This is a genomic window from Methylocella sp. (assembly GCA_037200525.1).
Lineage (GTDB): Bacteria > Pseudomonadota > Alphaproteobacteria > Rhizobiales > Beijerinckiaceae > Methylocapsa.
Window position 1 is genome coordinate 4,252,587 of the sequence record JBBCGG010000001.1, and the last position, 20,501, is coordinate 4,273,087.

Consider the following 20,501-nt stretch of genomic DNA (forward strand, 5'->3'; position numbering starts at 1 on the left):
CAATCAAATCACCTCTCACCCCGTAGGAGCTTCAAATGACCAAGTACCAGGCACCCACGCCAGCTCTAACACCCGCGCTGAAAACCGCCCTCACAACCGCCAACACCGAGGCTGTCAAACAGATCATGACGACCGCGAATAATCGCCCTGCGCCAGGTGCGCCGCCTTGCCACAAGCCAGCCGGCAGGAAGTAAATAGGCAAAGGCGGATTCTGAATTAGTTCGCGAAGCCGTCCTCGGGACCGATGAATGTGTCCCAATTCGATATCGAAGGCCGCGCCCGTGGCCTTTCCCGGACGCACTCCTTCCGCATCTCTTCTCTGTGGCTCCACAGCAATCGGCGGGATCGGCGGCGACGCTTTCGGGCCAACAGCCGCGCCAGTTAGAGGATCGATTTGCTGGGCGCGACCATCGGCGTGCTTGAGAATATACGCACCGCCAGGTTCGACCTGCTCAGCGTAGCCATAAACCTCTCCGAAATGCCGATGCGCTGTGATTTGCTTTAGGCCGACAAACGGCTCGAGCGACCACTGATCCGGCCATTTCTTTTTCGCGTCGCGGTAATCAAACGGATCCATGTAAACCAGCTCGGAAGTGCCAGCGGCGGCGTCCCGATAATATGCTTTGACCTTTTCGTCGGATGCCATCGATCCATTCCTTATGCGTCACGCCGGCGGCCCACAGGAAGAGCCCGCGAACGATAGGCGGGCCGACTTTCCCCATGGCCAAGGCTTGGGCCCTTGAAGCTGCAATCCGTATCTAAGACAGCCCATTTGATCGTGACGGCCGGCGTCACTTCACCAGCCGGCGCCAGCATTTCGCCGCCCATCGGCGTGGGGACAATGCACGTCTCCACCTCATCGAAATAGCGGTACGGCGTCCCCCGATCGAGCCAGGCTTCTTTCTGCTGCCGTGAGACGATGCGCCGGGGCATTAGCGCTTCTGCGCCGCCTGGTCGCGATCCCACTGGCGACGATAGGTCAGCCGCGCTTCAGGGCTCGCCTTGTCCCATCCGGGGGGCGTTATGAACGCGGCATCGGCCGCCTTCTCGCGAGCATGGGAGGCCTGTTTTTGCTGCTCGAGCTGATAGGCGCGCTTGTCAGCAGGGCTCGCAGCGTCCCAGCCCACCGGTAGCGAGAAATCATACTTCACGATCGGCGCGCCAAGAACATCCACCTCTGCAATCGGTTCGGGGGACACGATTTTATAGCCGGGCGGCGGAATATGGCCGGGGGGAAGAGACATCGTGTTCGATCCTTCATAACTTAGCGACCCGCCATCGCTAGCATATTTATGACGCGAAGTCAAAGGCTGCCACTCTCACCGCCCCACTAGGGGCCTGACCGGATGACCTCATGTCAGAGATGACGGATGCAACAACTTCGCAATTATGCCGACACGAGAACGTGCCATGGGAATCGCTGTTCTTTTTCGAAATTGTGAGTGGCAGAATCGCATGAAAATTCTAATCGCCTCAACGCCAGCGACGGGCCACCTCAATCCGCTGCTCGCGATTGCTCGGATATTGATCGCTGAAGGCCACGAAGTCATCGGCTTGTCGGGCAGCATTATGCGCGACCGCATTGAAGGCATTGGCGTCCCATTCCGTCCATTTCCGGAAGGAGCTGATCACGATCTGCGAGATGTTGATGCAGCTTTTCCCGAACGCAAGGGTATCCCGGCGGGGCCGCTACAGGTTCGCTTCGACATCGAGCATGTGTTCGTCGATCCGATGCCAGCGCAGCATGAAGGCCTACGGCAGGTTCTGCGGGAGTTTCCAGCCGACATCGTCATCACTGACAATCTACTTTTCGGCACTTTCCCGATGCTGCTCGGACCGCGGTCAGAGCGTCCGCCCATCATCTTTTTGGGCAGTTCCGTTTTGGTTTGGCATCGCGACGACGGAGCGCCAGCCCTCACCGGTTTCGCTCCGGCGCAAAATGACGCCGAGCGCGAAAAATACGCCGCAATCTCAAAAGAAGTCGACGCGATCGCTTTTGAGCCCGCGACTCGTCACCTCAATCGACGTTTGTCGAGCGTTGGCTCCCCGTCGCTGTCAATGGCTCTTTTTGACGCCGTCGTAGATCTCCCGGATGCTTATCTGCAGCTGACGGTTCAGAGCTTCGAATTTCCCCGACGCGACCTGCCGCCTTCCGTGCATTTTGTGGGCGCCCCCTCGATCGTACCAAACCAAGCTCCGCTGCCGAGCTGGGCGCACGAGTTGGACGGCTCGCGCAAGGTTGTTCTCGTCACCCAAGGAACGGTGGCCAACTTCAATTTCGGCCAGTTGGTCGCCCCGACGCTTGCGGCGCTGGCCAACGAGCCTGATGTGCTCGTGGTGGTCACGGCGGGAGGCCGACCGGTCGACGCCATAGCTGGCCCAATCCCCGCTAACGCGCGGGTGGCCAGCTATTTGCCGTTCGAATGGGCGCTCGCCAAGGCCGATGTATTTGTCACCAATGGCGGCTACGGCAGCGTCAACCAAGCGCTGAGCTTCGGCGTTCCGCTCGTCACCGCAGGGATCAGCGAAGATAAAGCTGCCGTGAACGCTCGTGTCTCATGGTCCGGGGTCGGCATTGACCTCAAGACCAATGAGCCGACGCCGTCAGCCCTCCGCGAGGCCATCCGGGCCGTGCTGGACGAACCGAATTTCCGTGCGCGAGCATCGTCCCTGGGCAAGGAATTTGCAGCCATCGACACGCGATCCGAAATCCTGCGGATTCTCACAGAGGTCTCGCATCTTCCAGCTGATCGGGACGCGCCGGTTTACGCGAAGTGACGCGGAAAGACGATTTATGCTCGGCTATGTCGCGGACGACTTGATCTTGTTGCGTCGGCTCGACGCACGCCACTTTTAGCAGAACGGATTAGTTATGCGCCATTATTTCTCCCTACATCAATCGCCAGGTGGGCTTCGCCACGTGTTACTCGCTGGGAGCGGCGGCGCTGTCGCGATCGGTCTCCTAAGCTTTATCGCCTACCACACGGGACAGCCACTCGTGATGGCGCCGTTCGGGGCGAGCTGCGTTTTGCTTTTCTACGTTCCCAACAGTCCGCTCTCCCAGCCGGTGAATGTTGTTGGCGGCCACCTACTCGCAACGTTCGTCGGCCTCTTGCTGCGCCAGTACCTTCCCGACACATGGTGGGGTGCCGCATTTGCCGTCGGCCTTGCAATCTCACTGATGGGAGCCTTTCGGGTCACGCATCCGCCAGCCGGGGCCGACCCCATCGTGGTCTTTGCGACTCATCCCGGATTTGATTTTATTATCGTGCCGGTCCTGATCGGATCAGTAGCATTGGTCGTGATTGCATCTCTGTTCCACGTGGGGTCGGGAACGACTTATCCCTTGCGCAAGGGCGCTTGAGGATCAAAGCCATGGCTAGGGCTACAACAGTAACGGCGGACAACGCGTTTCCGCTCGGGTTGCCGTCGAGATCATCAGCCATTGAAAAAATTTGGGTTGGCGTGATTTTGAGGGGTAAGGCGCGCGGCTGAGCCTGGAGCTTACTGCCTAGACTTGGTTTTTCCGGGTACCCCCCTCATCAGGCGATCGCGCCAAATTCACGACCTCGGGGGAGCCCTTTCCAAATGCGCGCGCCGGCGACGACCGGAGATCCGCGCGGCGAGGAGATCCTACCGGCTGAGCAATTGGGGCCAGAGATTGGGGCCGGCGCGTGAAATCGCTTGATCCTAGAGGAGAGTGCGGCGGAAAGGGCATCCGCTAAAGGTCGGTTCAGCGTGCGATGCGACTGGTCTGGATGAGCACAAGCGTTGCAATAGCCTTCCTCGATTGCCCCTTGCGATCTCGCCGCTGCTGAAATGCTGGGAGATGTCCCGCGTGCGCGCAATCCATGACCTTTGGTCGCCAATCCGATCTCGGGAGCGTCCATTTTAGCCTCCACGCGCGTGCATGTGGACGATGCCTTCAACGTCAGTGTCTTGCCGCGAGGATGAAGCGTCGACTGGTTGCCGCCTTTCGGTCGCAGCCGTTGAGGTGATGGAACGAGCCCGGCTTCCAACCGGGGTGAGTTCCAACTCACCGGGGGGTATGGGGGGGAGGACACACACCCTGTTGGAAGCGGTTGGAAGGCATATTTTCAGAGTTGGAAGCGGTTGGAAGTCTCAGTTGGAAGGGCGCTTTTTCCAATCGGAATTACGGCTGGAAGGCCTCTATTTTAGTCGTCCGTGACCGTCAGCCGTGACCGGAGCCGCGACGGTGGCCCGTATGTTTCTTCTCTGATTTTGCCGGCCTTGAGAAGACGATCCATCGCCTGTCGGAAAGCCTGCTTGCTGATGCCTTTTGCGTCGGCGTGCGAGCCGAATTCGGATGGGGCGAATGACGGGCCTTTCTTAGCGGTGACGTTGCGTCCCTCTTGGGCGAATTGCTTCAAAAGGTCGATGAAGATCTGATCGATTTCCGCGCCGGAGCTCATCGTCTTGTTGCCGGGCCCCGCAAGCACGAAACGGCCATGGTCCCATCGAAGTGCGAGCGTCTCACCGGTAGGTCCATAGTTCGCCTTCATAACCGTCAACTGTTTCAGAGCAGGATCAGGTCTGTCACCTTCGAGGCCTTTCACTGGCGCGAGATAGAGCCGGGAGCGGACAGAATTGTGCCACGCGGTCGAGCCGCCTGTGCCAGCGCCGCTCATTATTCCGGAGAGGCTGGGGTGCGCCAAGACGACCACGGCCATGTCATAGCGGAGAGCTAGGCTCAGGACCTATTAAATTTGCCTGAGATGTGATTCCTGGTCTCCGCATGGGGAGGCTGGGATGAGTGATTTGTTTTTGTTGGGCGAGCGGCAGATGGCGCGGCTTGCGCCGCATTTTCCTCTGTCGCATGGCGTTCCGCGGGTTGACGACCGTCGGGTGGTCAGCGGAATCGTCTATGTGATCCGCAACGGCCTGCAATGGAAAGATGCGCCCAAGGATTACGGGCCGCACAAGACGCTTTACAATCGCTTCATCCGCTGGAGCCGGCTCGGCGTCTTCGACCGCATATTCGCCGCGCTCGCTGGCGAAGGTCCAAAGCCCGAGCGCATCATGATCGACGCCACGCATCTGAAGGCGCATCGCACAGCGGCGAGCCTGCTCAAAAAGGGGCTCTTCCCCGCCGTATCGGGCGCACGAAAGGCGGACTGAACTCGAAGCTCCACGTCGTTTGCGACGGCGCCGGCAAGCCCCTCGTCATGTTGCTCTCGGAGGGCCAGATGAGCGACCACAAGGGCGCGCGGCTGATGCTCAAGGCTTTACCGCCCGCTTCAATGTTGATCGCCGACAGGGGCTACGACAGCAACTGGTTCCGCGCCGCGCTGAAGGCCAGGGGCGTCGAGCCCTGCATCCCGCCAACCAGAAGCCGCAAGCTTCCCATTGCCTATGACAAGACGCTCTACCGCCAGCGTCACAAAATCGAGAACATGTTCGCCAAGCTCAAGGACTGGCGGCGCATCGCAACCCGCTATGATCGATGCGCCCACACCTTCTTCTCCGCCATCTGCATCGCAGCCGCCGTCCTCTTCTATCTCAATCAATGAGTCCTGAGCCTAGGCGGCCAAGAAAACCGATGAACTGTCGGACTTGCGGCCTGACGTTTTCATCGCCGCCGTACACGTCCGCAAGCGTGTCGATCCCGAGCATGATAGGCCGATGCGTCTCAACCAGGCGCTCAACATCTTCAAACAGAGGCGAGGTCTTGAGCAGGCTGCTTCGGCCGTCGGGAGCCGCCAAAAGCGCGTCTTCCCCCGCCAGATCGATGACTATCAAATTAGAGAGATCGTCGAGGTCTAGATCGTCGCCGCGACCGGCGATGATATCCGTGTGACGACGATGAATTTCTTCGTGGTCGTCTTCTGCGGAAAGTATGAGAGCGCGACCTCGTTCCGGCATTTTGCCAACCCAGTCACTTCCGGTGGCGACGGCGATCGCCAGTTGCAATTCGAGCAGCGACTTTCCATCGCCGCCGTTGCCGTAAAGCAAAGTTACTTTCCCTTGGGGTATCATATCCCTCACAAGCCAACGGCGCTCGGGCGGCGGTGAGCGGGCAAAGTCTGCGCCGCTGAAGATCTTGAGGGCACGGCGCGCAGGCGTCTGCATTACGGGCTTGCCCGGCGGCGAGTATCCATCATCGGGTGGCGCTGCAAGGCTGTCCATTGTCACGGGCTCTGTTTCAAACTCATAAGTTTCCGCGAGAGGAGCGAGTTGTTCCTCTGGCGATGGCGCCGCGGAAAACATATTGCGCCCGGGTAGCCCGAATCGAGGCACGTTGTGCTCGTTCACTTGCCAATCTCCCGGAGCGCGTCATTCAGATCCGAACCAGCTCGAGGTCGGCACACGAGGACTTCGCGTCCGGCGTCCTTCCAGCGCTTACCGCAGGCCTGGATTGCCTTTCGGCTGGCCTCGCCGGCTTCAGCCAAAATGGTCAGACATTCGATTCCGTCGAGGGCCGGAAATGATGCGATGCCCCCGACGCTGGCCATCGCCCAAACAGGCACAAAGCCGATCTGGAGCGCGGTGAGGCAAGTCTCGATCCCTTCGCCAATATGAAGACCAAGCGTCACATTTTCGTCGGCTGTAAGTTTTATGGCAGCGCCAGCCGCGATCCCGCGCATCCGGCGATCGATTTTCTTGGCGTCTGTGGTTAAGGCGGTAACGTGAGCGCCGGTTATCTCGTCCGTGCAGATATTTCTCATCGCGGCGATCATTGCCGGGACGCGAACGATCTCGCCCGATTGCTCATCCATCCACGGACAGACGGGATGAAAGCGAAGGACTTCGCCTGCCACGTCGCCAGGCAGATCCAGCTGGCGCGAGCGGAGATAGGCTTCGACGACCGTCCCGCGCGGATCTCGGCCTTCGTTCCAGAGCGCCAGCACCCGCCTTTTCTTCGCGACAATCTCATCGAGGACCGGCTTGTCGTCGCGGCGAGCGATCAGCTTCTCGAGCCTGGCGTCGCGGCGGCCGGCTTTCCAGTTTGGGCGCCCAAGCTTTGCTCTCACAAAATTTTTGCAAATGATTGGATCGTCGCCTGCATGTGAGAAGACCACAAATCCGTCGTCTGACATCATGGATGGCCGCACGGAAAGGGAGCGATCCTTCGCCGAGTGTCCGGGCCCAGGGCAAAGAACTTGCGCGCCAAGGACCTTGCCGCCGAGCGCGCGCGCCAGTTCAGAGAGCTGGCTCATCAGGACCGCCCTCCATCAATGGCGAACAGGCTCGGCGTGTCTCGATCGGCGCCATAGGCCGCGATGAGATCCGCAGGCAGCGCGACGTATTGCTCGAGCGCCGCGTCGACATCTGCACCGGCCCGAACTTCGGCAACAAAATACGCGAGCGCGAGCGGCCCGAGCTGATGCATGGTCTCGGCGCACCGACGCAGGCGCAGTGAGGGTATGAGGGGGTTATTGAATTGAGCGCGAGGCGGTGCTATCTTTTCCGTGTCGCGCGCCTGGCAGCTAACGACCTCGATAGACCCCGCCGCGCCGCCAGCGCGGTCGGGGTTTTCGTTTGGGCGATGCATCTCATTCGCCTCCCGAAATTAGGGCGCGAATTGCGTCGGCTGTGATCAGCCTGCGACCAGCGATTTTCACGGAACGAAGCTTTTCCGCGGCCATCAGATTGTAGATGGTGGATCTTGAGACGCCGATAATTCTGGCCGCCTGCGGGATTGGATAGTTTCCGCCGATATCGAGCGGCAACGGATCTCGGGCAAGCCTTGTTGCGACTGCTGCTTTGCGTCGTTCGGCGCGGTTTGGTTCGGCGGCTAACATTGTGCGGTTTCTCCTGCACGTCGTTGGACGTGCAGGAGAAGACCTCGGGTAGCCCGCTAACCAGATAGGGGGCTAATTATCTTTTTGTCCGGCAGGGACGGGACGGCCCAAAATTTCCAGATCCAAGTCGCCCCCAGTTCAAGAACCTGTTGCGCGTCGCTGCATCCGTTCACGAGCTCATTTGCAAAGACATCCGGGCCGATATCTTTTTCCACCTGGAAAGCGTCGTGCCAGTTCTTGAGATCGGTCGCGGTCAAAACAATCTTGTAAAGAGCGGCTTGCGCTATGACGGCCCGCCGGGCGGGAGCTTGCTGACCGCCGGCCTTCATCGCGTAACCCCGCACCGCAGCGACGGCAACAATTTGTGCAAGCCGAGTTTCACCTGTTGGTCTCATCTTCCCCCTGCGAAACTGGTCGGTCTTAATGCCTAAGATATGCCGCGCGATGGGATGATCTCTGCCTGTGGTCAGATGTTCTACAATACCGTAGGCGTCTCTTAAGCCCGATCCAGGCAGCTCCCCGCTGAGCTTCATTTTCGCCGCATATGCGTCGAGTAATTCGTTAATCAGCGCTAGCCCGGTTCCAACACGCCTGGCGTCCTCTTCGGGCTGGCCGCCGGCTTCCAGCGATTGGAGGCCACGGGCGATTCTATAAGCACGCTCGACTTCTTTCGCGAAGGCCGAATGATCGGCCTTTGTCACCTCAGGTTTGGTGGAGCTGCGACGCTTCCTCGATGTTGTCATCTTGCGATCTCTGACCGCACCACATTCGAGTCTGCGCGCGGCGCGCAATAATCCGCCCATGCCTGCATTAAGGCCCGCCGCTTTTCTAAGGCATCGCCGCGCCGATAGGCTTGCTCGGCCTTATCGCCGATGACATGGGCCAACGCCGCCTCGGCGACTTCGCGGGGAAAGTGCGTCTCTTCGCCCGCCCAATCCCGGAAGCTGCTTCGAAAACCATGCGTGGTCGCGTCCATTTTCATGCGACGGAGCGCCATTTCCATTGCCATATTGGAGAGCTGGCGCCCGGATCGCTGCCCTGGAAAGACGAAATCGCCCGTTTTGCCTTGGGCAAGTTCTTCAAGGATCTCGATCGCACGGATGGATAGCGGGACGCGGTGTTCGCGCCCGGCTTTCATCCGTGTCGCCGGAACCGTCCAAACTTTGGCCTCAAGGTCTATTTCATCCCATCGAGCGCCGAGCACTTCGCCCGACCGCGCTGCTGTCAGAATCAGGAACTCGAGGGCCTTTGCAGCCATTGCGTTCATCGCGCGGAGCTCGCTAATGAACCTCGGTACGTCAGCGTACGGCATGGCGGCGTGATGCCCGCGGGTGAGCTGCTGACGCTTTGCCAGGAGCTTATCGAGGTGACCTTTCCAGCGCGCGGGATTCTCTCCCGATCGATGACCTTCCGCCTTCGCCGCATCGAGAACCGATTCAATGCGTCCTCGAAGCCGCGAGGCAGTTTCGGGGCGTGTCTGCCACAATGGCCGCAAGACCGGCAGCACCGCAGCCGTGTCTATTTCGTCGACGGGCCGCGGGCGCAGGGGCGCGGCATATTTTTCCAGCGTCATTTTCCATTGGGCGCGATGCTTGTCGTTGCGCCACTCAGCTGACTTGGCTTCAACGAATTTATCAGCGTACTCGCCGAACGTCGGCTTCCCGGCCTCAGGCTTTCCGGCCTCGCGCCGCGCTTCAATCGGATCGACGCCCGCGGCGACGAGCTTGCGCGCTTCGTCGGCCTTGGCACGCGCGTCGGCGAGCGAGACGGCGGGGGAGCCGCCGAGGCCCATTTCACGCCGCTTGCCATTCGCGATGGCAAGAAAGATCCAACGCCGGCGACCGTCTTTATCGATGTCCAAATAGAGACCGCCGCCATCGCCATGCTTTCCGGGCGTCATCAAACTCGCCACCGTCCGCGCTGAGAGCTTCCGAAGCTGTCTCGCCATGTTCAGCCCAACTCCTTGGCCCCAACTCCGGCCCCAATCGCGAAACTAAATTGTAGCAAACTAAGCTGGACGAAGGAAGACGGTTTATCTCGTAACCAGCTGATTCATAGAGGGCAACGTGGATGACCTTGAACTGCCTTGAACGCTAATTCGGCGGACTCCGTCTCCGCCAGCACCCTGTTTGTCACAGTTTGGAATAGTCAAAAAACGGGTTAGAAATCAACCCGTTGTCGGCTTTCCCGTTTTTCATTGTTTGCCGTAAAACGGTGGTTAATCGAATCAACAGGTTAACCGCTCGGGCCGTCGCAACTCTCGCAAAGCCAGGTCGCCACGCAGATGGCGGCAATCTTATGTGAGAGTCGACCCATCGGCGCCAAGCGCTGGGTTTTTTTCTATGCGCGCGACGGTCGCCAGCGCGAGGCTGGCCTTGGATCGGTTAATTCAGTGGGGCTCGCCGAAGCGAGAGAGATCGCCAAGACGATGCGCGGGTCAATCGCTCGGGGAATCGATCCGCTCGACGCCCGCGCGGCGGAGCGAAGCGCCGTCGCGGCCTTGCCGCGCCATTCGTTCACTCGTTCGAGAGAACGGAGCTGGGCGAGAAGCCCAGTTCCACCAGGAGGTGACGGGCCTCCGCACTCATCAGCGCCGCAATGAACGCCTTAACCGCAGGACGGTCCCGCCTCGCGTCGGCTAGGAAGAAATCGTAGTGTTCATCCGCGATCGGCAGGAAATCGAGGCCGTAGAGGCGCGCGACGTTCTCGATTGCCATGCCCCAATCCGCCCGACCCTGCGCGACCGCCGCTGCTACCGCGTTGTGCGACTTGGGCTGGTTCGCATAGCCCACGGGGCGGGCGCCACTGAGCAGGCCCTCCAGCAGGATCCGGGTGCCGGATCCGGCATTGCGATTGACGAGGACCGCGTTGGGATCAGCCACGACGGAAGCGATGGCCTCCCTGGCCGTCCGTTTCTGGAAGCGGGCATCCCCTTTGCGAAAGACGACCCCCTGCCGCCGCCGCCAGCCGGGGACAAGCGAAATACCCTCCGTGAGGAACGGAACGTTGTAGGCGCCGGTCGTCGGATCCAGCAGATGCGCGGGCGCGAGATCGCACTCGCCGCGCTTCAGGGCCGCGAGGCCTCCCGTGCTGCCGATGGCGAGGGTGCGGACCGCGAGGCCCTGCCGGGCGAGGATGCCGACGATGGAATCGAGGCCGATGTCCTGGCTTCCGGCCAGCACGAGATCGGGCAAACGCAGATCCCGGGTAATCAATTGGACATCCTGTCGCGAGCCTGCATCCGCAGCATCCGTCAGGGCGTCGATGGCGAAGAAACCGTCTGCCTGGGAGAAGGCCGTGACGGAGCCGGAGCCACGGCCAAGCGGGAATGCCGCCAGGCCGGCATTACCCTCGCTGAGCGAGACCATCACGTATTCCGTGCGGCCGAGCTCAGACGGCACGCGAACCGGAAGTCCCGCCTGAACGAGATCCCTGCCGTGCGGCGGCAAGCCCGCCATCGCCCGGATGAGCGGGGCGACAAAAGTGTGGAACGTGAAGATCGCCGAGGTCGGAAAGCCGGGCAGCACGATAACGGGCCTATCGCGCGCGACCGCCAGGCAAACGGGCTTGCCCGGCTTAAGGGCAACACCATGGACGACGATACCTGGCGGCCCGAGGCCCGAGAGGATGCGATACGACACGTCTCCCGCGCCTTTGGAGGTGCCGCCGGACATAAGCACGACATCGGTTTCAGCGATAGCTCGCTCAACGAGCGCCGAGATCGCCCGTTCGTCATCCATCGAGATGCCGAAAGGAACGGGGACGCCACCGTTCTCCTGCACGGCCGCAGCGAGGATCGCGTGGTTGGAATCGTAGATGCCTCCATATGGCAGATCCGAACCGAGTGGAACCAGTTCATCTCCCGTCGAGATGATGCCTACCCGCGGACGGCGGACCACCGGAACGCGCGAGAAGCCGCATGCGGCGAGAATTCCGACCTCGCGGGACGTCAGTTCCACGCCCTGCCGCAGCACGATTTCGCCGCGGCCGATGTCCGACCCGGCGAAGGCGATGAAGCTACCGCCCGACACCGGCCGGTGGATATCGACATAGGGACCGTCCGTATCCTCCCCGAAGGTGGTCTGTTCGATCATTACCACCGCGTCAGCGCCGCGCGGCACGACGCCTCCAGTGGAAATGACGGTCGCGGTGCGGGCCTCCACCGTGATCGTAGGGGCCGTGCCACAAGCAAGCACCTCGGCGTTAAGGCGCAGACGCAGCCTGGATTGGTCTGTTGCCCCCACCGTATCCGCGGCCCGCACGGCAAAGCCGTCCACTGAGGAGCGATCGAAGGGTGGAAGATCGATCGGCGCAGCAAGATTCTCGGCCATGATCCGGCCGCACGCCTCCGCCAGGGAGATCCACTCGGTAGCCAGGGCTTGGTGCGGCGCTGCAGCGCGGAAACGCCGTTCAGCCTCGTCCCGGGAGACCACGTCGAGGAACTGCTCCTGTCGCGACGCGCCGCGGATCTTTTCAAGAACGGAGGGGGTGCTCATGAGATCCTATTTAGCCCCAAATAGCCGCAAATGTACGATCTCGCCTGCGGCGAGTCCCTCGGATGCGGGCGGAACGAGAAACCATCCGGTCGCACGCGCCAACGCTTCGAAACCTGCCTCCGCAAGCGGTATCGGGCGAATCGCATCGTTGTCGGGGATGCCGAGGAAGAGTTCATGGAACCCGACAGTGGAGCTCGCCTTCTCGGTAAGCCGAACTGGAGCGGAAGCAACCCCCGGTCGGATTCCTGCTAGTAGGCCGAGGGCCTCAACAGCCACCACTAGGAAGGCCGCCAAGAGGCCGTCGATCTCGCCGGGAAACAACATCACCGGCGTAGTCCCAACCTGCCCGAATGCGATTCCCGCGCCTGGGCGCAACGCAACTCCATGAAGAGCGATGGATCCGACGTCCCCGAGCGCCGCCACGGTGCAATCCTTCCGCCCTTGACCCGTGCCGCCGAGGGAAATGATGAGGTCCGCGTCTGCACTACGGCGGAAGCACAGAGCGAGTTCCGCCCGGTTCCCGGGCGCCGGCGAGATTTCCGTGACGTCGGCGCCGAACGCGTTGAGCCATGCCCGAACCATGTCCGAATGGGCCGCAGCGGCTGTGCTTGTGACGACAAGCCGAATCCGAGGAACGCGGACAGGGACCGTCTCGAACCCGCACGCTTTGAGGATACCCAGATGGCGCGGTTCCAGACGCGTCCCTTCCGGCAGGATCCTAACCCCGGCGGCGATGTCTTGGCCACGCCTGCGAACGCCCTCTCCAGAAACAGCCGAACCTATTGCCTCGGCGACGCCCGGCGCGACGAAGGTCACAATATCCGGCATCAGTACCGCGTCTCCGATCGGCATTGGATCGCCAGCATCGACCCGTGGGGGCGGTGGAATTAGCGGCACGGTCCCGTAGACGCTGGCGCCGAGCACCGCGTCGGCGCTCACCGCCCAGCCGTCCGCATGGGCAATTGCCTGCGTGGGCAAGTTTGCCGACGCCCTAAGATCGGAGCCGAGCACGAAACCAACGGCGTCCGTCAGGGAGCATTCTGTCGTCCGACACCGCCCTACCATCACGGACAGGAGCGAGAGCGCATCGGTCAATGGGGTAAGACGCTGCACCCGGGGGTTGGCGGGCGAGTGATTCACGCGGCCAATATGCTGCACGCCCAAACATAGGTCAACTTCATCTCGCGGTCCAGTTACGCCGGCCTTTCGAGCACCTTGTTCCAGAGCTCCAGCATGCGCACAGACTGAAACGCCAGCTACGGCGTCATTGATGCTGTGGTCGCCGGATCATAGCAGGATGGAATGAGACCACGCCGCTGCCAGGAAATACAGGCGCTCCGGCACGACGGCATTGATTGTGAGCGCGCGGCCGCCAGCGATTGCTTCAATACGTCGGGGATCGAAAAGAGTGAAAGGAAACGGCGCCCTTGCCGCTCTCTTTGTTCCGCCGCGGTGCTGGCCTCAGAGCGTGGAACGCTGACAGCGCGGAATTTGAACTCAGGGATTTTCCGGAAGGATCTGGGAGATACCCACTGTAACTCTCAGGCGGGCTTAGACCAAACCGCAATTAGCAAGCTGGAGTTTTGGGAATTGGGAGAGCTTGCCAGCCGATAAGGCTAGGACGTCAACTCTAAAGCCGCACGCCGGATGTGGCGAACGCCTCGGCGACCGGCTCCTGCACGCTATTGATCAGAATGGCCGCGGAGGCAATCGCCAGGATGATTGCGACGCAGCATGCGGTAATGAAAGGGCGCATAAATAATCTCCAGTTCGTCAGCATTATATACATGGATGCTGGCGTCTCGCGCTTTGAAAAGCCTCATGCTGGAAGCGCGAAAGCTTCGCTTTCGATCTCCACGAAAACGCGGCCAAGCGCGCCAACGCGAGCGTAAAATTCACCCGACTGCGCGCGCTCGAGATCCGCGAAAAAACGCCCGATCCACGGCGCAAGATGGGTCTCGAAGATTTCACGATCGGTTCCGGCCGGGGCGGAGATATTGCCTCCCACGAGCCCCGCCATGACCTCGAAAAGAATGGCGGCGTGATCTTCGGGCTCCGTTTCGCCATCCGCGCGCGCAACGCCGATGCGGGCGAGCGCCTCGCGAACCCGTGCGAGCGGGCGGGAATGGAGAAAGCCCGTCTGATAATAGGATGCGTAAGGGAGCAGCTCGCCGCGCCCGACTCCGATGAAGAGATCGAAATACTCTCTCGCCACGCTGTCGGCGTCGGCTCTAGCTGCGGCTTTGCCGAGCGCTGCATGGGCGCGACCGAGTGGGCTTAAATCCTCGCCAAGGCCAGCGATCCGGCCAATCAATTGAGCGTCGGGGCTGCCGGCAAGCAGCGTCGAGAGCAACGAATATTCCGCAGCTCTTGCGCGATCCAGCTCATCCACGACGCGTTTCGCGGTCTCTGCATCGAAAGGATCGGCGTCTTGCATCTATTCAATCGTTTCGCGTGCGGTTGTCAGGAGTTACCGCTCGAGCAATGAAATAGTCAACAGCCGAGCGCCTTGAGATGCTGGACTACTGAGGTAAAGCGCCTCCATGGGTGCGACGATTGCTCTCCGCGGGAGATCTTGCTTGCGCGGGTTCTTCTCGCACAGCCTCATCATCCGCTGTCTTCTCCTCAGCCGCAGGCTCAACGGCGGCCGCAGACAATGTTTCCGTTGGAGCATCGACGGACTCCCCGGCCTGCGGATAAGCGACCGCAGATCCGGCTTGATCGACAAGATTCGACAATTTCGCCGCACGCTCGGCCGCATTGTCCAGCGCTCCGAGCGCGTCGGCGACGAGGACGCTCACATCTTCGCCGGGCCCAAACAGACCAAAGCCTGGAATCGAAGCGGGGTCGTTAAAATTCCACTGATTTTCGGCAATCCCAATGAAATCGCGAATGGATGGATCGCTCGTCCAGGCGCGGCGCAGCGCCGCCCGGGTCAATTCCGCCGGAACTCCTGATTGCAGGAATGCGCGAATGTCCTTGCCGATCGTGATCGAGTCGATCGGCGGCAAGGTTGCCGGATCAAAGACGGGTTGAGACGAGGCGTCGCTCACGACGGCATCGGCGCCCGCCGGGTCGGCGGGAAGCTCGACCGGGTCGACCGCGGGTTCTCGCTCGGATCGGCGCTTTAACCGCGACCAACGCGCGGCAAAATTTTCGGACTGGCTCATGTCTCGGTCTCCGGGCCGTTGCGGCCGCGTCCCAATGTCGGCGGATCGGCGCGGTCGCGCTGGCGCTTGAAGTGCGATTGCTCGACATGATGCTTGGCGATGAAGGCCTCGACGGTTTCGCGGATCACAGTCGGCATCGCCACGGCCTCGACAAGATCATTGCCTGCGCTCGTCAAAGCCTCCCCTTCCGCCGGATCCGCCGTGACGCTCAAGAGAGCGAACGCCGGCTCCCCACCGGTCGGTCGCAGGATCACCCATAGGCTCGGGGAGCGCGAGGCGATGTTGTCGCGATAGTTCGCCGTCTCGGTCCGATGCAACTCGACCAGCGCCTCTCCTGCGTAAAATGTCGTCGCCTCGCCTTCCGAGCTGATCGGCGTCCAGGGCGCCGCCGAGGGCGCGCCGGGGAGCACGAGAAGCGGGCGCCAGACGAAATCGAGCCAAGGGCTCTTCGCCTTGCGCCGTTCGACGATGACGCCGACCGGAATGCTCACCAGCGCTGTCGCACTCAACTTATGGTCTCCTGGCTTCGGACCGGCAAGCCGGTCACGAGGTTCTGCGGCTTCAAACGCAGCATTTTGTCGCTCGTCATGGCGCTCATCAGATAGACGGGCTTGCCCCTGATTTTCTCGAGCGCCGAAGTAGGGTTGCGAAAGGTCAGGTGATAGAGACCGACAAGACGGCCCCGCGTAGAATCATCAAGATCGTCGCCATTCCAAAGCGCATCGCCGATGCGCGTCGCTTCAACATCGAGCCCGACGTACCAAGTCAGCGGCGCATCGCGCAGCTCCGTCAAAGGCTCGATCTCGACATCGATTCCGAGCAGATGCAAAATCCAGCGCGCCATGACATCGCCGAGCGCGGCGAGCCCGCGCCGCCCGGCGGTAAGATCGAGCGCGATATCGAACAAATCGCTGCGTTCGAAATAAGCCTGCGCATTGTCCTCGTTCAGCACATCAATCTCTGCGGCCGCCGGCAATCCCAGAATCGAAACAAGCGGCGATAGAGGCTTTGCGCCAAACCCCGCAATCACTTCTTCGTCTGCGGCAACGAGGGAGCCTTCATGCAACGTCAACTTTTGCGGGCGGAAGAGCATTTCAGCCGCGCGAAGCATGAAAGCATCATCGCAGCCGTCCAGCGCATTGCGCAAAATCGCCTGCGCCAATTGATTGATGAAGAGATGCGGGAATTTGAGACCGCGCCGAACAATGTCGAGATAAGCGCCCTCAAGCGTCTCATGCTCGTCGAGATGATCGCGCCAGCCGATCATCAGCTCCCAGTTCTCACGCGCGTCTGGATCGGCGATGGCTGCGATTTGCGCAAGGGAGACCGGGCGGCGCGGATCGGCAAGCATGGCGGCGTGCAACGCAAGCTCGGCGGCGCAGGCTTCCGCCGGCGGCGCGATCTCGGGACGCGCGAGATAGGCCTTCAAAAACTCATCCGTCACCGTCAGCCAGCCATCGGCGTCGCGATCGAGCAAATGATGGCCGCAAGAGAGCCAGAAGTCGCGCGGCGCGTTCACGGGCGCTCCCCCTTGGCCAGTGCGGCAAAGTCGATGCGCTCCATTGGCGCGTCCTCTTCGTCCGGCGCCTCAATAAGGCTGAAGACGCGGGTTGGCTCCCGCGAAGGACCGGGCCGCAGGGTGCGGAACTGCTCGCGGATCGAACCATCTTCAACGCGACGCGAGACCGCAGCCAGCCTCCCTATCGGGTGATCGCAAAGCGAGGCGGCAAAGGCGATCTCCTCTTCCGCGGCGGGACGCGCGGTCGCAAGATCAGGCGCGCCGAAACGTTCGACAAGGCGCAAGGCGAGCAGTTCAACCGCCGCTGCGCGGTCCGCCTCGCTCGCGTCCACGATCTGAACGAGCGTCGACCACCCGAACGAGCCGAGCCCAAGAAAACCGCCGCGAAAAGCCGCGCGGGCTTTGCCCGCGAACGTCGCCGGATCTTGGCCAGCAAACATGAACCCTCCGGAGACGGCCCATTCGCCGGGCGCCGCCGCCGTCTCGAATATGAAAGTGTCGGAAGGATCGACCCGGATTGTTTGCAGCAGTTTCACCCGCGCGGTCCTCCCGTTGCGGGATCGAGCCAAGTCGGCTGCTCCAGCGCTTGCGCCAAAGAATGGCGATCCGGCTGCTCTTTGCCGATCCAGCGGAGCATGAGATCGCCGTTGCCATCGATTGTCGGCCAGGCGCTTTTCTCACGCATCAGATAGGTAAGATAGTTCTGCGCCACAATCTCAAATCCATTGGCCTGCCAGGCATCGATGATCGCCATCAGGTGGCGCGCAAAACTCTCGACGAGCCGATCTGAGCCCGGCTCCTCGAAGCCTTGATCTTCCAGCGATGCGGCGAACGAGAGGCTGGACTCCTCGCCTTGCTGCATTTTCCTCTCGGCCATGGCTACTCTACGCAGCATGGCGCCGAAGACGAGCCGTTCCGGCGCGTCTTCTTCATCGGACTGCGGCGGCCATGCAAGACGAGCGCCCCCAATCAGCAGACCATCGATATGGATGGCGTCGGGCCAGACGAGACTGATCGGGCGCTGGGGCGGCGCAGAACCCGCCAACGCGTTCATGAGCGCGACCACTCCGGCGTAAAAAGCGCGGCGCGCAAGCCGCAACGGCTCTTCCGGCTCGAGCACCACAGCGAATTCAACGACATCGAAGCGGCCGACGCGGATCAGCGCGCCTGCGCCTTCTTCCGCCGCGATGGTTCTGGCGTGGGCGAAGGCGTCTCCTGTCTCCCTGAGAGGCACGAGACGAAAAGGCGGCGGAAGATCAAGCGTAGACGAAGCAGATTTGCGCGTGCGGCTGATAGCCTCAATAGGCAAACGACCTCCAAATGTTGGCAGTTTCAATTTAGACCGACTATAACCTTCCACTGCGAGGCGGCAAACGGGCTTGTGGAGTTGAACGTGCCCGCAGCGTAGGTTGCGACTAATTTAAATCTCATGGGCATTTGATATCCAACCGCAAATCGCCCCCTACTCCAACGCTTAAGCCCTCAAAGGAGCCCTATAGCCAATGCCCGAATTCCCCGGGAACATCTTGATATGTTCCTGTGAAGACACAATGCCGCTCGATCGCGAGGCGGTTGGTCGCGCCTGCCGCAGCGCGAGGGTAACGTCGGCGCGCCATCTTTGCCGCTCGGAACTGGGATTGTTCAAGGCGATCGCAGCGGATCCCGCCCCCCTGGTGGTGAGCTGTACGCAGGAAGCGGCGCTGTTCTCCGAGGTGGCGGCCGAGGCCGGGCGCGCGGCCATTGCATATGCCAATATTCGCGAAAGCGCCGGCTGGTCCAACGAAGCCGCCGAGGCGGGGCCGAAGATGGCGGCGCTGCTCGCAGCCGCAGCCGAACCCATGCCGCCGCCGCCCTCCGTCGCTTTGGAAAGCAATGGCGTCATTCTCATTTATGGGCGCGACGAGCAAGCGATCGAAGCAGGCAATCTGCTCAAGGACCATCTCGACGTCACGGTGCTTATCAAGCCGCCGGCGAATGTCGCCCCTCAGCGCGTCAATGATTTTCCTTTGGCGAAAGGCCTCGTTCGCTCGGCCAAAGGGCATCTTGGCGCCTTCGAGATCGTGGTCGATGATTTTGCGCAGGCTGCGCCCTCGTCGCGCGACGCGCTTTCGTTCGGGCCTTCGCGCAACGGGGCGCTGTCGCGTTGCGATATCATCCTCGATCTTTCCAACGGCGGCGCGCTGTTCTCCGCGCAGGATCTTCGCGATGGCTATCTTCGCGCCGATCCCGGCGATCCGGCGGCTATGCTACGGGCTATATTGAAAGCGCGGGATCTCGTCGGCGTCTTCGACAAGCCGCGTTATATCGCTTTCACCGAGCATCTCTGCGCCCACTCCCGCTCCAAAATCATCGGCTGCACGCGGTGCCTCGATCTTTGCCCCGCCGGCGCCATCGCTCCCGCCGGCGATCATGTTGCCATCGATCCGAACATTTGCGCCGGCTGCGGTCAATGCGCCGCCGCCTGCCCCACAGGAGCCGCTTCCTATGCCCTGCCCCCATCCGATGCGCTGATGCGGAAGCTTCGCGCCTTACTGCTCGGTTATCACGAGGCGGGCGGCGCGCGTGGGATCGTGCTCATCCACGACGAGGTTCATGGGACGCCGCTGATCGACGCGCTGGCGCGCTTCGGCGATGGGTTGCCTGCGCATGTTCTGCCGCTCGCCGTGAACGAGGTGACGCAAGTCGGGCTCGAGGTCATCGCCGCCGCCTTCGCTTATGGCGCATCGGCGATGCGCTTTCTTTTACGCGCGCGGTCGCGCCACGATGTGCAAGGGCTCACCGGAACGTTTGCACTCGCCAAGCCTATTCTCAAAGGCCTCGGCTTCGACGGCGAGCGGATCGCGGCCATCGAGACGGACGATCCCGACGCGCTCAGCTACGCGCTGCGCGCAATTGCGCCGATGGAGGCCGCTCCGCGTCCGGCAAAGTTCCGTCCTGCCGGCGCCAAGCGCGGCGTAATGCGTTTCGCGCTGGCGGAACTTCATCAGGCCTCGCCAGAACCTGTCGAGATCGTGCCGCTGCCCAAACTCGCGCCTTTCGGGTCAGTGGAGATCGATGTCGGAGGCTGCACCTTATGCCTGTCCTGCGTTTCGGCGTGTCCCACCGGAGCGCTCAGCGACAACCCCGACCGGCCAATGCTGCGCTTCACGGAGGACGCCTGCGTGCAGTGCGGGCTGTGCGAGAAGACTTGCCCGGAAAACGTCATCACGCTGAAGCCGCAGATCGACTTTCGCGCCGTCACGGCCTCGCCGCGCATTCTGAAGGAAGAGCCGCCATTTTGCTGCATCAGCTGCGGCAAGCCGTTTGGCGTTAAGAGCACCATCGAGCGCGTGGTGGCGAAGCTCGAAGGCAAGCACTGGATGTACAAAGACAGCAAGCGCCTCGATGTCATCAAAATGTGCGACGATTGCCGGGTCGGCTTCGTTTCCGAAGAAGGCTTCGATCCTTATGGGACGCCTCGACCCCTTGCGCGCACAACAGATGATTATTTACGCGAGCGCGAGGAGCAAGAAAGGATCGAGAAAAGCAGAGGCTAGAGCGTGATCGCTTGCGT

The 20,501-nt window shown here is 61.5% G+C and carries 23 protein-coding genes and 1 pseudogene; 5 read left to right on the top strand and 19 right to left on the bottom strand.

The window, feature by feature from the left end; genetic code table 11:
• Window positions 1-31: 31 nt before the first annotated feature.
• The 3 genes from WDN46_20910 to WDN46_20920 are packed head-to-tail and all read right to left on the bottom strand — an operon-like array spanning window position 32 to window position 1,244.
• Window positions 32-646: a hypothetical protein gene (locus WDN46_20910; protein ID MEJ0095774.1), complete on the bottom strand. Its 615-nt coding sequence runs from the start codon at window positions 644-646 to the stop codon at window positions 32-34.
• Window positions 647-657: 11 nt separating this feature from the next.
• A complete protein-coding gene (locus WDN46_20915; GenBank protein MEJ0095775.1) occupies window positions 658-933 on the bottom strand; it encodes a hypothetical protein in 276 nt (91 codons plus the stop codon).
• The gene (locus tag WDN46_20920) at window positions 933-1,244 is read right to left on the bottom strand and encodes a hypothetical protein (protein ID MEJ0095776.1); all 312 of its coding nucleotides are present in this window, start codon (window positions 1,242-1,244) and stop codon (window positions 933-935) included. Before WDN46_20920 ends, WDN46_20915 begins: the two co-directional genes overlap by 1 nt.
• Window positions 1,245-1,455: 211 nt before the next feature.
• Between WDN46_20920 and WDN46_20925 the strand changes: the two genes are divergently transcribed.
• The gene (locus WDN46_20925) at window positions 1,456-2,778 is read left to right on the top strand and encodes a nucleotide disphospho-sugar-binding domain-containing protein (protein ID MEJ0095777.1); all 1,323 of its coding nucleotides are present in this window, start codon (window positions 1,456-1,458) and stop codon (window positions 2,776-2,778) included.
• Between the two features lie 142 nt (window positions 2,779-2,920).
• Complete coding sequence (locus WDN46_20930) at window positions 2,921-3,364, top strand: HPP family protein (GenBank protein ID MEJ0095778.1); 444 nt, start codon at window positions 2,921-2,923, stop codon at window positions 3,362-3,364.
• An 811-nt stretch (window positions 3,365-4,175) separates the two neighbouring features.
• On the opposite strand, the gene WDN46_20935 is transcribed toward WDN46_20930, so the two are convergent.
• The gene (locus WDN46_20935) at window positions 4,176-4,649 is read right to left on the bottom strand and encodes a hypothetical protein (protein ID MEJ0095779.1); all 474 of its coding nucleotides are present in this window, start codon (window positions 4,647-4,649) and stop codon (window positions 4,176-4,178) included.
• 154 nt (window positions 4,650-4,803) lie between these two features.
• Here WDN46_20935 and WDN46_20940 point away from each other — a divergent pair.
• A pseudogene (locus WDN46_20940) lies at window positions 4,804-4,941 on the top strand (transposase).
• Window positions 4,908-5,531, top strand: coding sequence for an IS5 family transposase (locus WDN46_20945; protein MEJ0095780.1), 624 nt, complete (start codon window positions 4,908-4,910; stop codon window positions 5,529-5,531). Before WDN46_20940 ends, WDN46_20945 begins: the two are co-directional and overlap by 34 nt.
• Here WDN46_20945 and WDN46_20950 read toward each other — a convergent pair.
• The 15 genes from WDN46_20950 to WDN46_21020 form a co-directional block, all read right to left on the bottom strand.
• Entirely contained in the window at window positions 5,521-6,228 is a 708-nt protein-coding gene (locus WDN46_20950) for an AAA family ATPase (protein MEJ0095781.1), read from the bottom strand. The two genes, WDN46_20945 and WDN46_20950, sit on opposite strands and share 11 nt — an antisense overlap.
• Window positions 6,229-6,269: 41 nt before the next feature.
• Entirely contained in the window at window positions 6,270-7,178 is a 909-nt protein-coding gene (locus tag WDN46_20955; protein MEJ0095782.1) for a toprim domain-containing protein, read from the bottom strand.
• On the bottom strand, window positions 7,178-7,351 hold the full coding sequence (locus tag WDN46_20960) for a hypothetical protein (protein MEJ0095783.1): 174 nt from the start codon (window positions 7,349-7,351) through the stop codon (window positions 7,178-7,180). The genes WDN46_20955 and WDN46_20960 overlap by 1 nt, the downstream gene beginning before the upstream one ends.
• 163 nt (window positions 7,352-7,514) lie before the next feature.
• Complete coding sequence (locus WDN46_20965; protein MEJ0095784.1) at window positions 7,515-7,763, bottom strand: helix-turn-helix domain-containing protein; 249 nt, start codon at window positions 7,761-7,763, stop codon at window positions 7,515-7,517.
• Window positions 7,764-7,819: 56 nt separating this feature from the next.
• A complete protein-coding gene (locus tag WDN46_20970; protein MEJ0095785.1) occupies window positions 7,820-8,506 on the bottom strand; it encodes a hypothetical protein in 687 nt (228 codons plus the stop codon).
• Window positions 8,503-9,711 carry an integrase arm-type DNA-binding domain-containing protein gene (locus tag WDN46_20975; GenBank protein MEJ0095786.1) on the bottom strand — a complete coding sequence of 403 codons (1,209 nt, stop codon included), beginning with the start codon at window positions 9,709-9,711 and terminating at the stop codon, window positions 8,503-8,505. Before WDN46_20975 ends, WDN46_20970 begins: the two co-directional genes overlap by 4 nt.
• A 568-nt stretch (window positions 9,712-10,279) precedes the next feature.
• Window positions 10,280-12,259, bottom strand: coding sequence for a molybdopterin biosynthesis protein (locus WDN46_20980; protein ID MEJ0095787.1), 1,980 nt, complete (start codon window positions 12,257-12,259; stop codon window positions 10,280-10,282).
• Between the two features lie 6 nt (window positions 12,260-12,265).
• Window positions 12,266-13,417 carry a molybdopterin-binding protein gene (locus tag WDN46_20985; protein ID MEJ0095788.1) on the bottom strand — a complete coding sequence of 384 codons (1,152 nt, stop codon included), beginning with the start codon at window positions 13,415-13,417 and terminating at the stop codon, window positions 12,266-12,268.
• A 472-nt stretch (window positions 13,418-13,889) separates the two neighbouring features.
• Window positions 13,890-14,015, bottom strand: a complete 126-nt coding sequence (locus WDN46_20990) for a hypothetical protein (protein MEJ0095789.1) — start codon at window positions 14,013-14,015, stop codon at window positions 13,890-13,892.
• Between the two features lie 63 nt (window positions 14,016-14,078).
• Window positions 14,079-14,696 (bottom strand): molecular chaperone TorD family protein, encoded by a 618-nt coding sequence (locus WDN46_20995; protein MEJ0095790.1) that lies wholly within the window; start codon window positions 14,694-14,696, stop codon window positions 14,079-14,081.
• Between the two features lie 85 nt (window positions 14,697-14,781).
• On the bottom strand, window positions 14,782-15,429 hold the full coding sequence (locus WDN46_21000; GenBank protein ID MEJ0095791.1) for a DUF3306 domain-containing protein: 648 nt from the start codon (window positions 15,427-15,429) through the stop codon (window positions 14,782-14,784).
• Entirely contained in the window at window positions 15,426-15,920 is a 495-nt protein-coding gene (locus WDN46_21005) for a DUF3305 domain-containing protein (protein MEJ0095792.1), read from the bottom strand. The genes WDN46_21000 and WDN46_21005 overlap by 4 nt, the downstream gene beginning before the upstream one ends.
• Window positions 15,921-15,934: 14 nt before the next feature.
• Window positions 15,935-16,948 (bottom strand): DUF6352 family protein, encoded by a 1,014-nt coding sequence (locus WDN46_21010; protein MEJ0095793.1) that lies wholly within the window; start codon window positions 16,946-16,948, stop codon window positions 15,935-15,937.
• Window positions 16,945-17,484 carry a DUF6505 family protein gene (locus WDN46_21015; protein ID MEJ0095794.1) on the bottom strand — a complete coding sequence of 180 codons (540 nt, stop codon included), beginning with the start codon at window positions 17,482-17,484 and terminating at the stop codon, window positions 16,945-16,947. The genes WDN46_21010 and WDN46_21015 overlap by 4 nt, the downstream gene beginning before the upstream one ends.
• Entirely contained in the window at window positions 17,481-18,257 is a 777-nt protein-coding gene (locus WDN46_21020; protein MEJ0095795.1) for a biotin/lipoate--protein ligase family protein, read from the bottom strand. The genes WDN46_21015 and WDN46_21020 overlap by 4 nt, the downstream gene beginning before the upstream one ends.
• A 241-nt stretch (window positions 18,258-18,498) precedes the next feature.
• Between WDN46_21020 and WDN46_21025 the strand changes: the two genes are divergently transcribed.
• On the top strand, window positions 18,499-20,484 hold the full coding sequence (locus WDN46_21025; GenBank protein MEJ0095796.1) for a 4Fe-4S dicluster domain-containing protein: 1,986 nt from the start codon (window positions 18,499-18,501) through the stop codon (window positions 20,482-20,484).
• Window positions 20,485-20,501: the final 17 nt, after the last annotated feature.

What these genes read in the sequence shown, in the direction of transcription:
- WDN46_20910 (MEJ0095774.1), bottom strand. Translation starts at nt 646, where the DNA reads ATGGCATCCGACGAAAAGGTCAAAGCATATTATCGGGACGCCGCCGCT.
- WDN46_20915 (MEJ0095775.1), bottom strand. Translation starts at nt 933, where the DNA reads ATGCCCCGGCGCATCGTCTCACGGCAGCAGAAAGAAGCCTGGCTCGAT.
- WDN46_20920 (MEJ0095776.1), bottom strand. Translation starts at nt 1,244, where the DNA reads ATGTCTCTTCCCCCCGGCCATATTCCGCCGCCCGGCTATAAAATCGTG.
- WDN46_20925 (MEJ0095777.1), top strand. Translation starts at nt 1,456, where the DNA reads ATGAAAATTCTAATCGCCTCAACGCCAGCGACGGGCCACCTCAATCCG.
- WDN46_20935 (MEJ0095779.1), bottom strand. Translation starts at nt 4,649, where the DNA reads ATGAGCGGCGCTGGCACAGGCGGCTCGACCGCGTGGCACAATTCTGTC.
- WDN46_20945 (MEJ0095780.1), top strand. Translation starts at nt 4,908, where the DNA reads ATGGAAAGATGCGCCCAAGGATTACGGGCCGCACAAGACGCTTTACAA.
- WDN46_20950 (MEJ0095781.1), bottom strand. Translation starts at nt 6,228, where the DNA reads ATGTTTTCCGCGGCGCCATCGCCAGAGGAACAACTCGCTCCTCTCGCG.
- WDN46_20955 (MEJ0095782.1), bottom strand. Translation starts at nt 7,178, where the DNA reads ATGAGCCAGCTCTCTGAACTGGCGCGCGCGCTCGGCGGCAAGGTCCTT.
- WDN46_20960 (MEJ0095783.1), bottom strand. Translation starts at nt 7,351, where the DNA reads ATGCATCAGCTCGGGCCGCTCGCGCTCGCGTATTTTGTTGCCGAAGTT.
- WDN46_20965 (MEJ0095784.1), bottom strand. Translation starts at nt 7,763, where the DNA reads ATGTTAGCCGCCGAACCAAACCGCGCCGAACGACGCAAAGCAGCAGTC.
- WDN46_20970 (MEJ0095785.1), bottom strand. Translation starts at nt 8,506, where the DNA reads ATGACAACATCGAGGAAGCGTCGCAGCTCCACCAAACCTGAGGTGACA.
- WDN46_20975 (MEJ0095786.1), bottom strand. Translation starts at nt 9,711, where the DNA reads ATGGCGAGACAGCTTCGGAAGCTCTCAGCGCGGACGGTGGCGAGTTTG.
- WDN46_20980 (MEJ0095787.1), bottom strand. Translation starts at nt 12,259, where the DNA reads ATGAGCACCCCCTCCGTTCTTGAAAAGATCCGCGGCGCGTCGCGACAG.
- WDN46_20990 (MEJ0095789.1), bottom strand. Translation starts at nt 14,015, where the DNA reads ATGCGCCCTTTCATTACCGCATGCTGCGTCGCAATCATCCTGGCGATT.
- WDN46_20995 (MEJ0095790.1), bottom strand. Translation starts at nt 14,696, where the DNA reads ATGCAAGACGCCGATCCTTTCGATGCAGAGACCGCGAAACGCGTCGTG.
- WDN46_21000 (MEJ0095791.1), bottom strand. Translation starts at nt 15,429, where the DNA reads ATGAGCCAGTCCGAAAATTTTGCCGCGCGTTGGTCGCGGTTAAAGCGC.
- WDN46_21025 (MEJ0095796.1), top strand. Translation starts at nt 18,499, where the DNA reads ATGCCGCTCGATCGCGAGGCGGTTGGTCGCGCCTGCCGCAGCGCGAGG.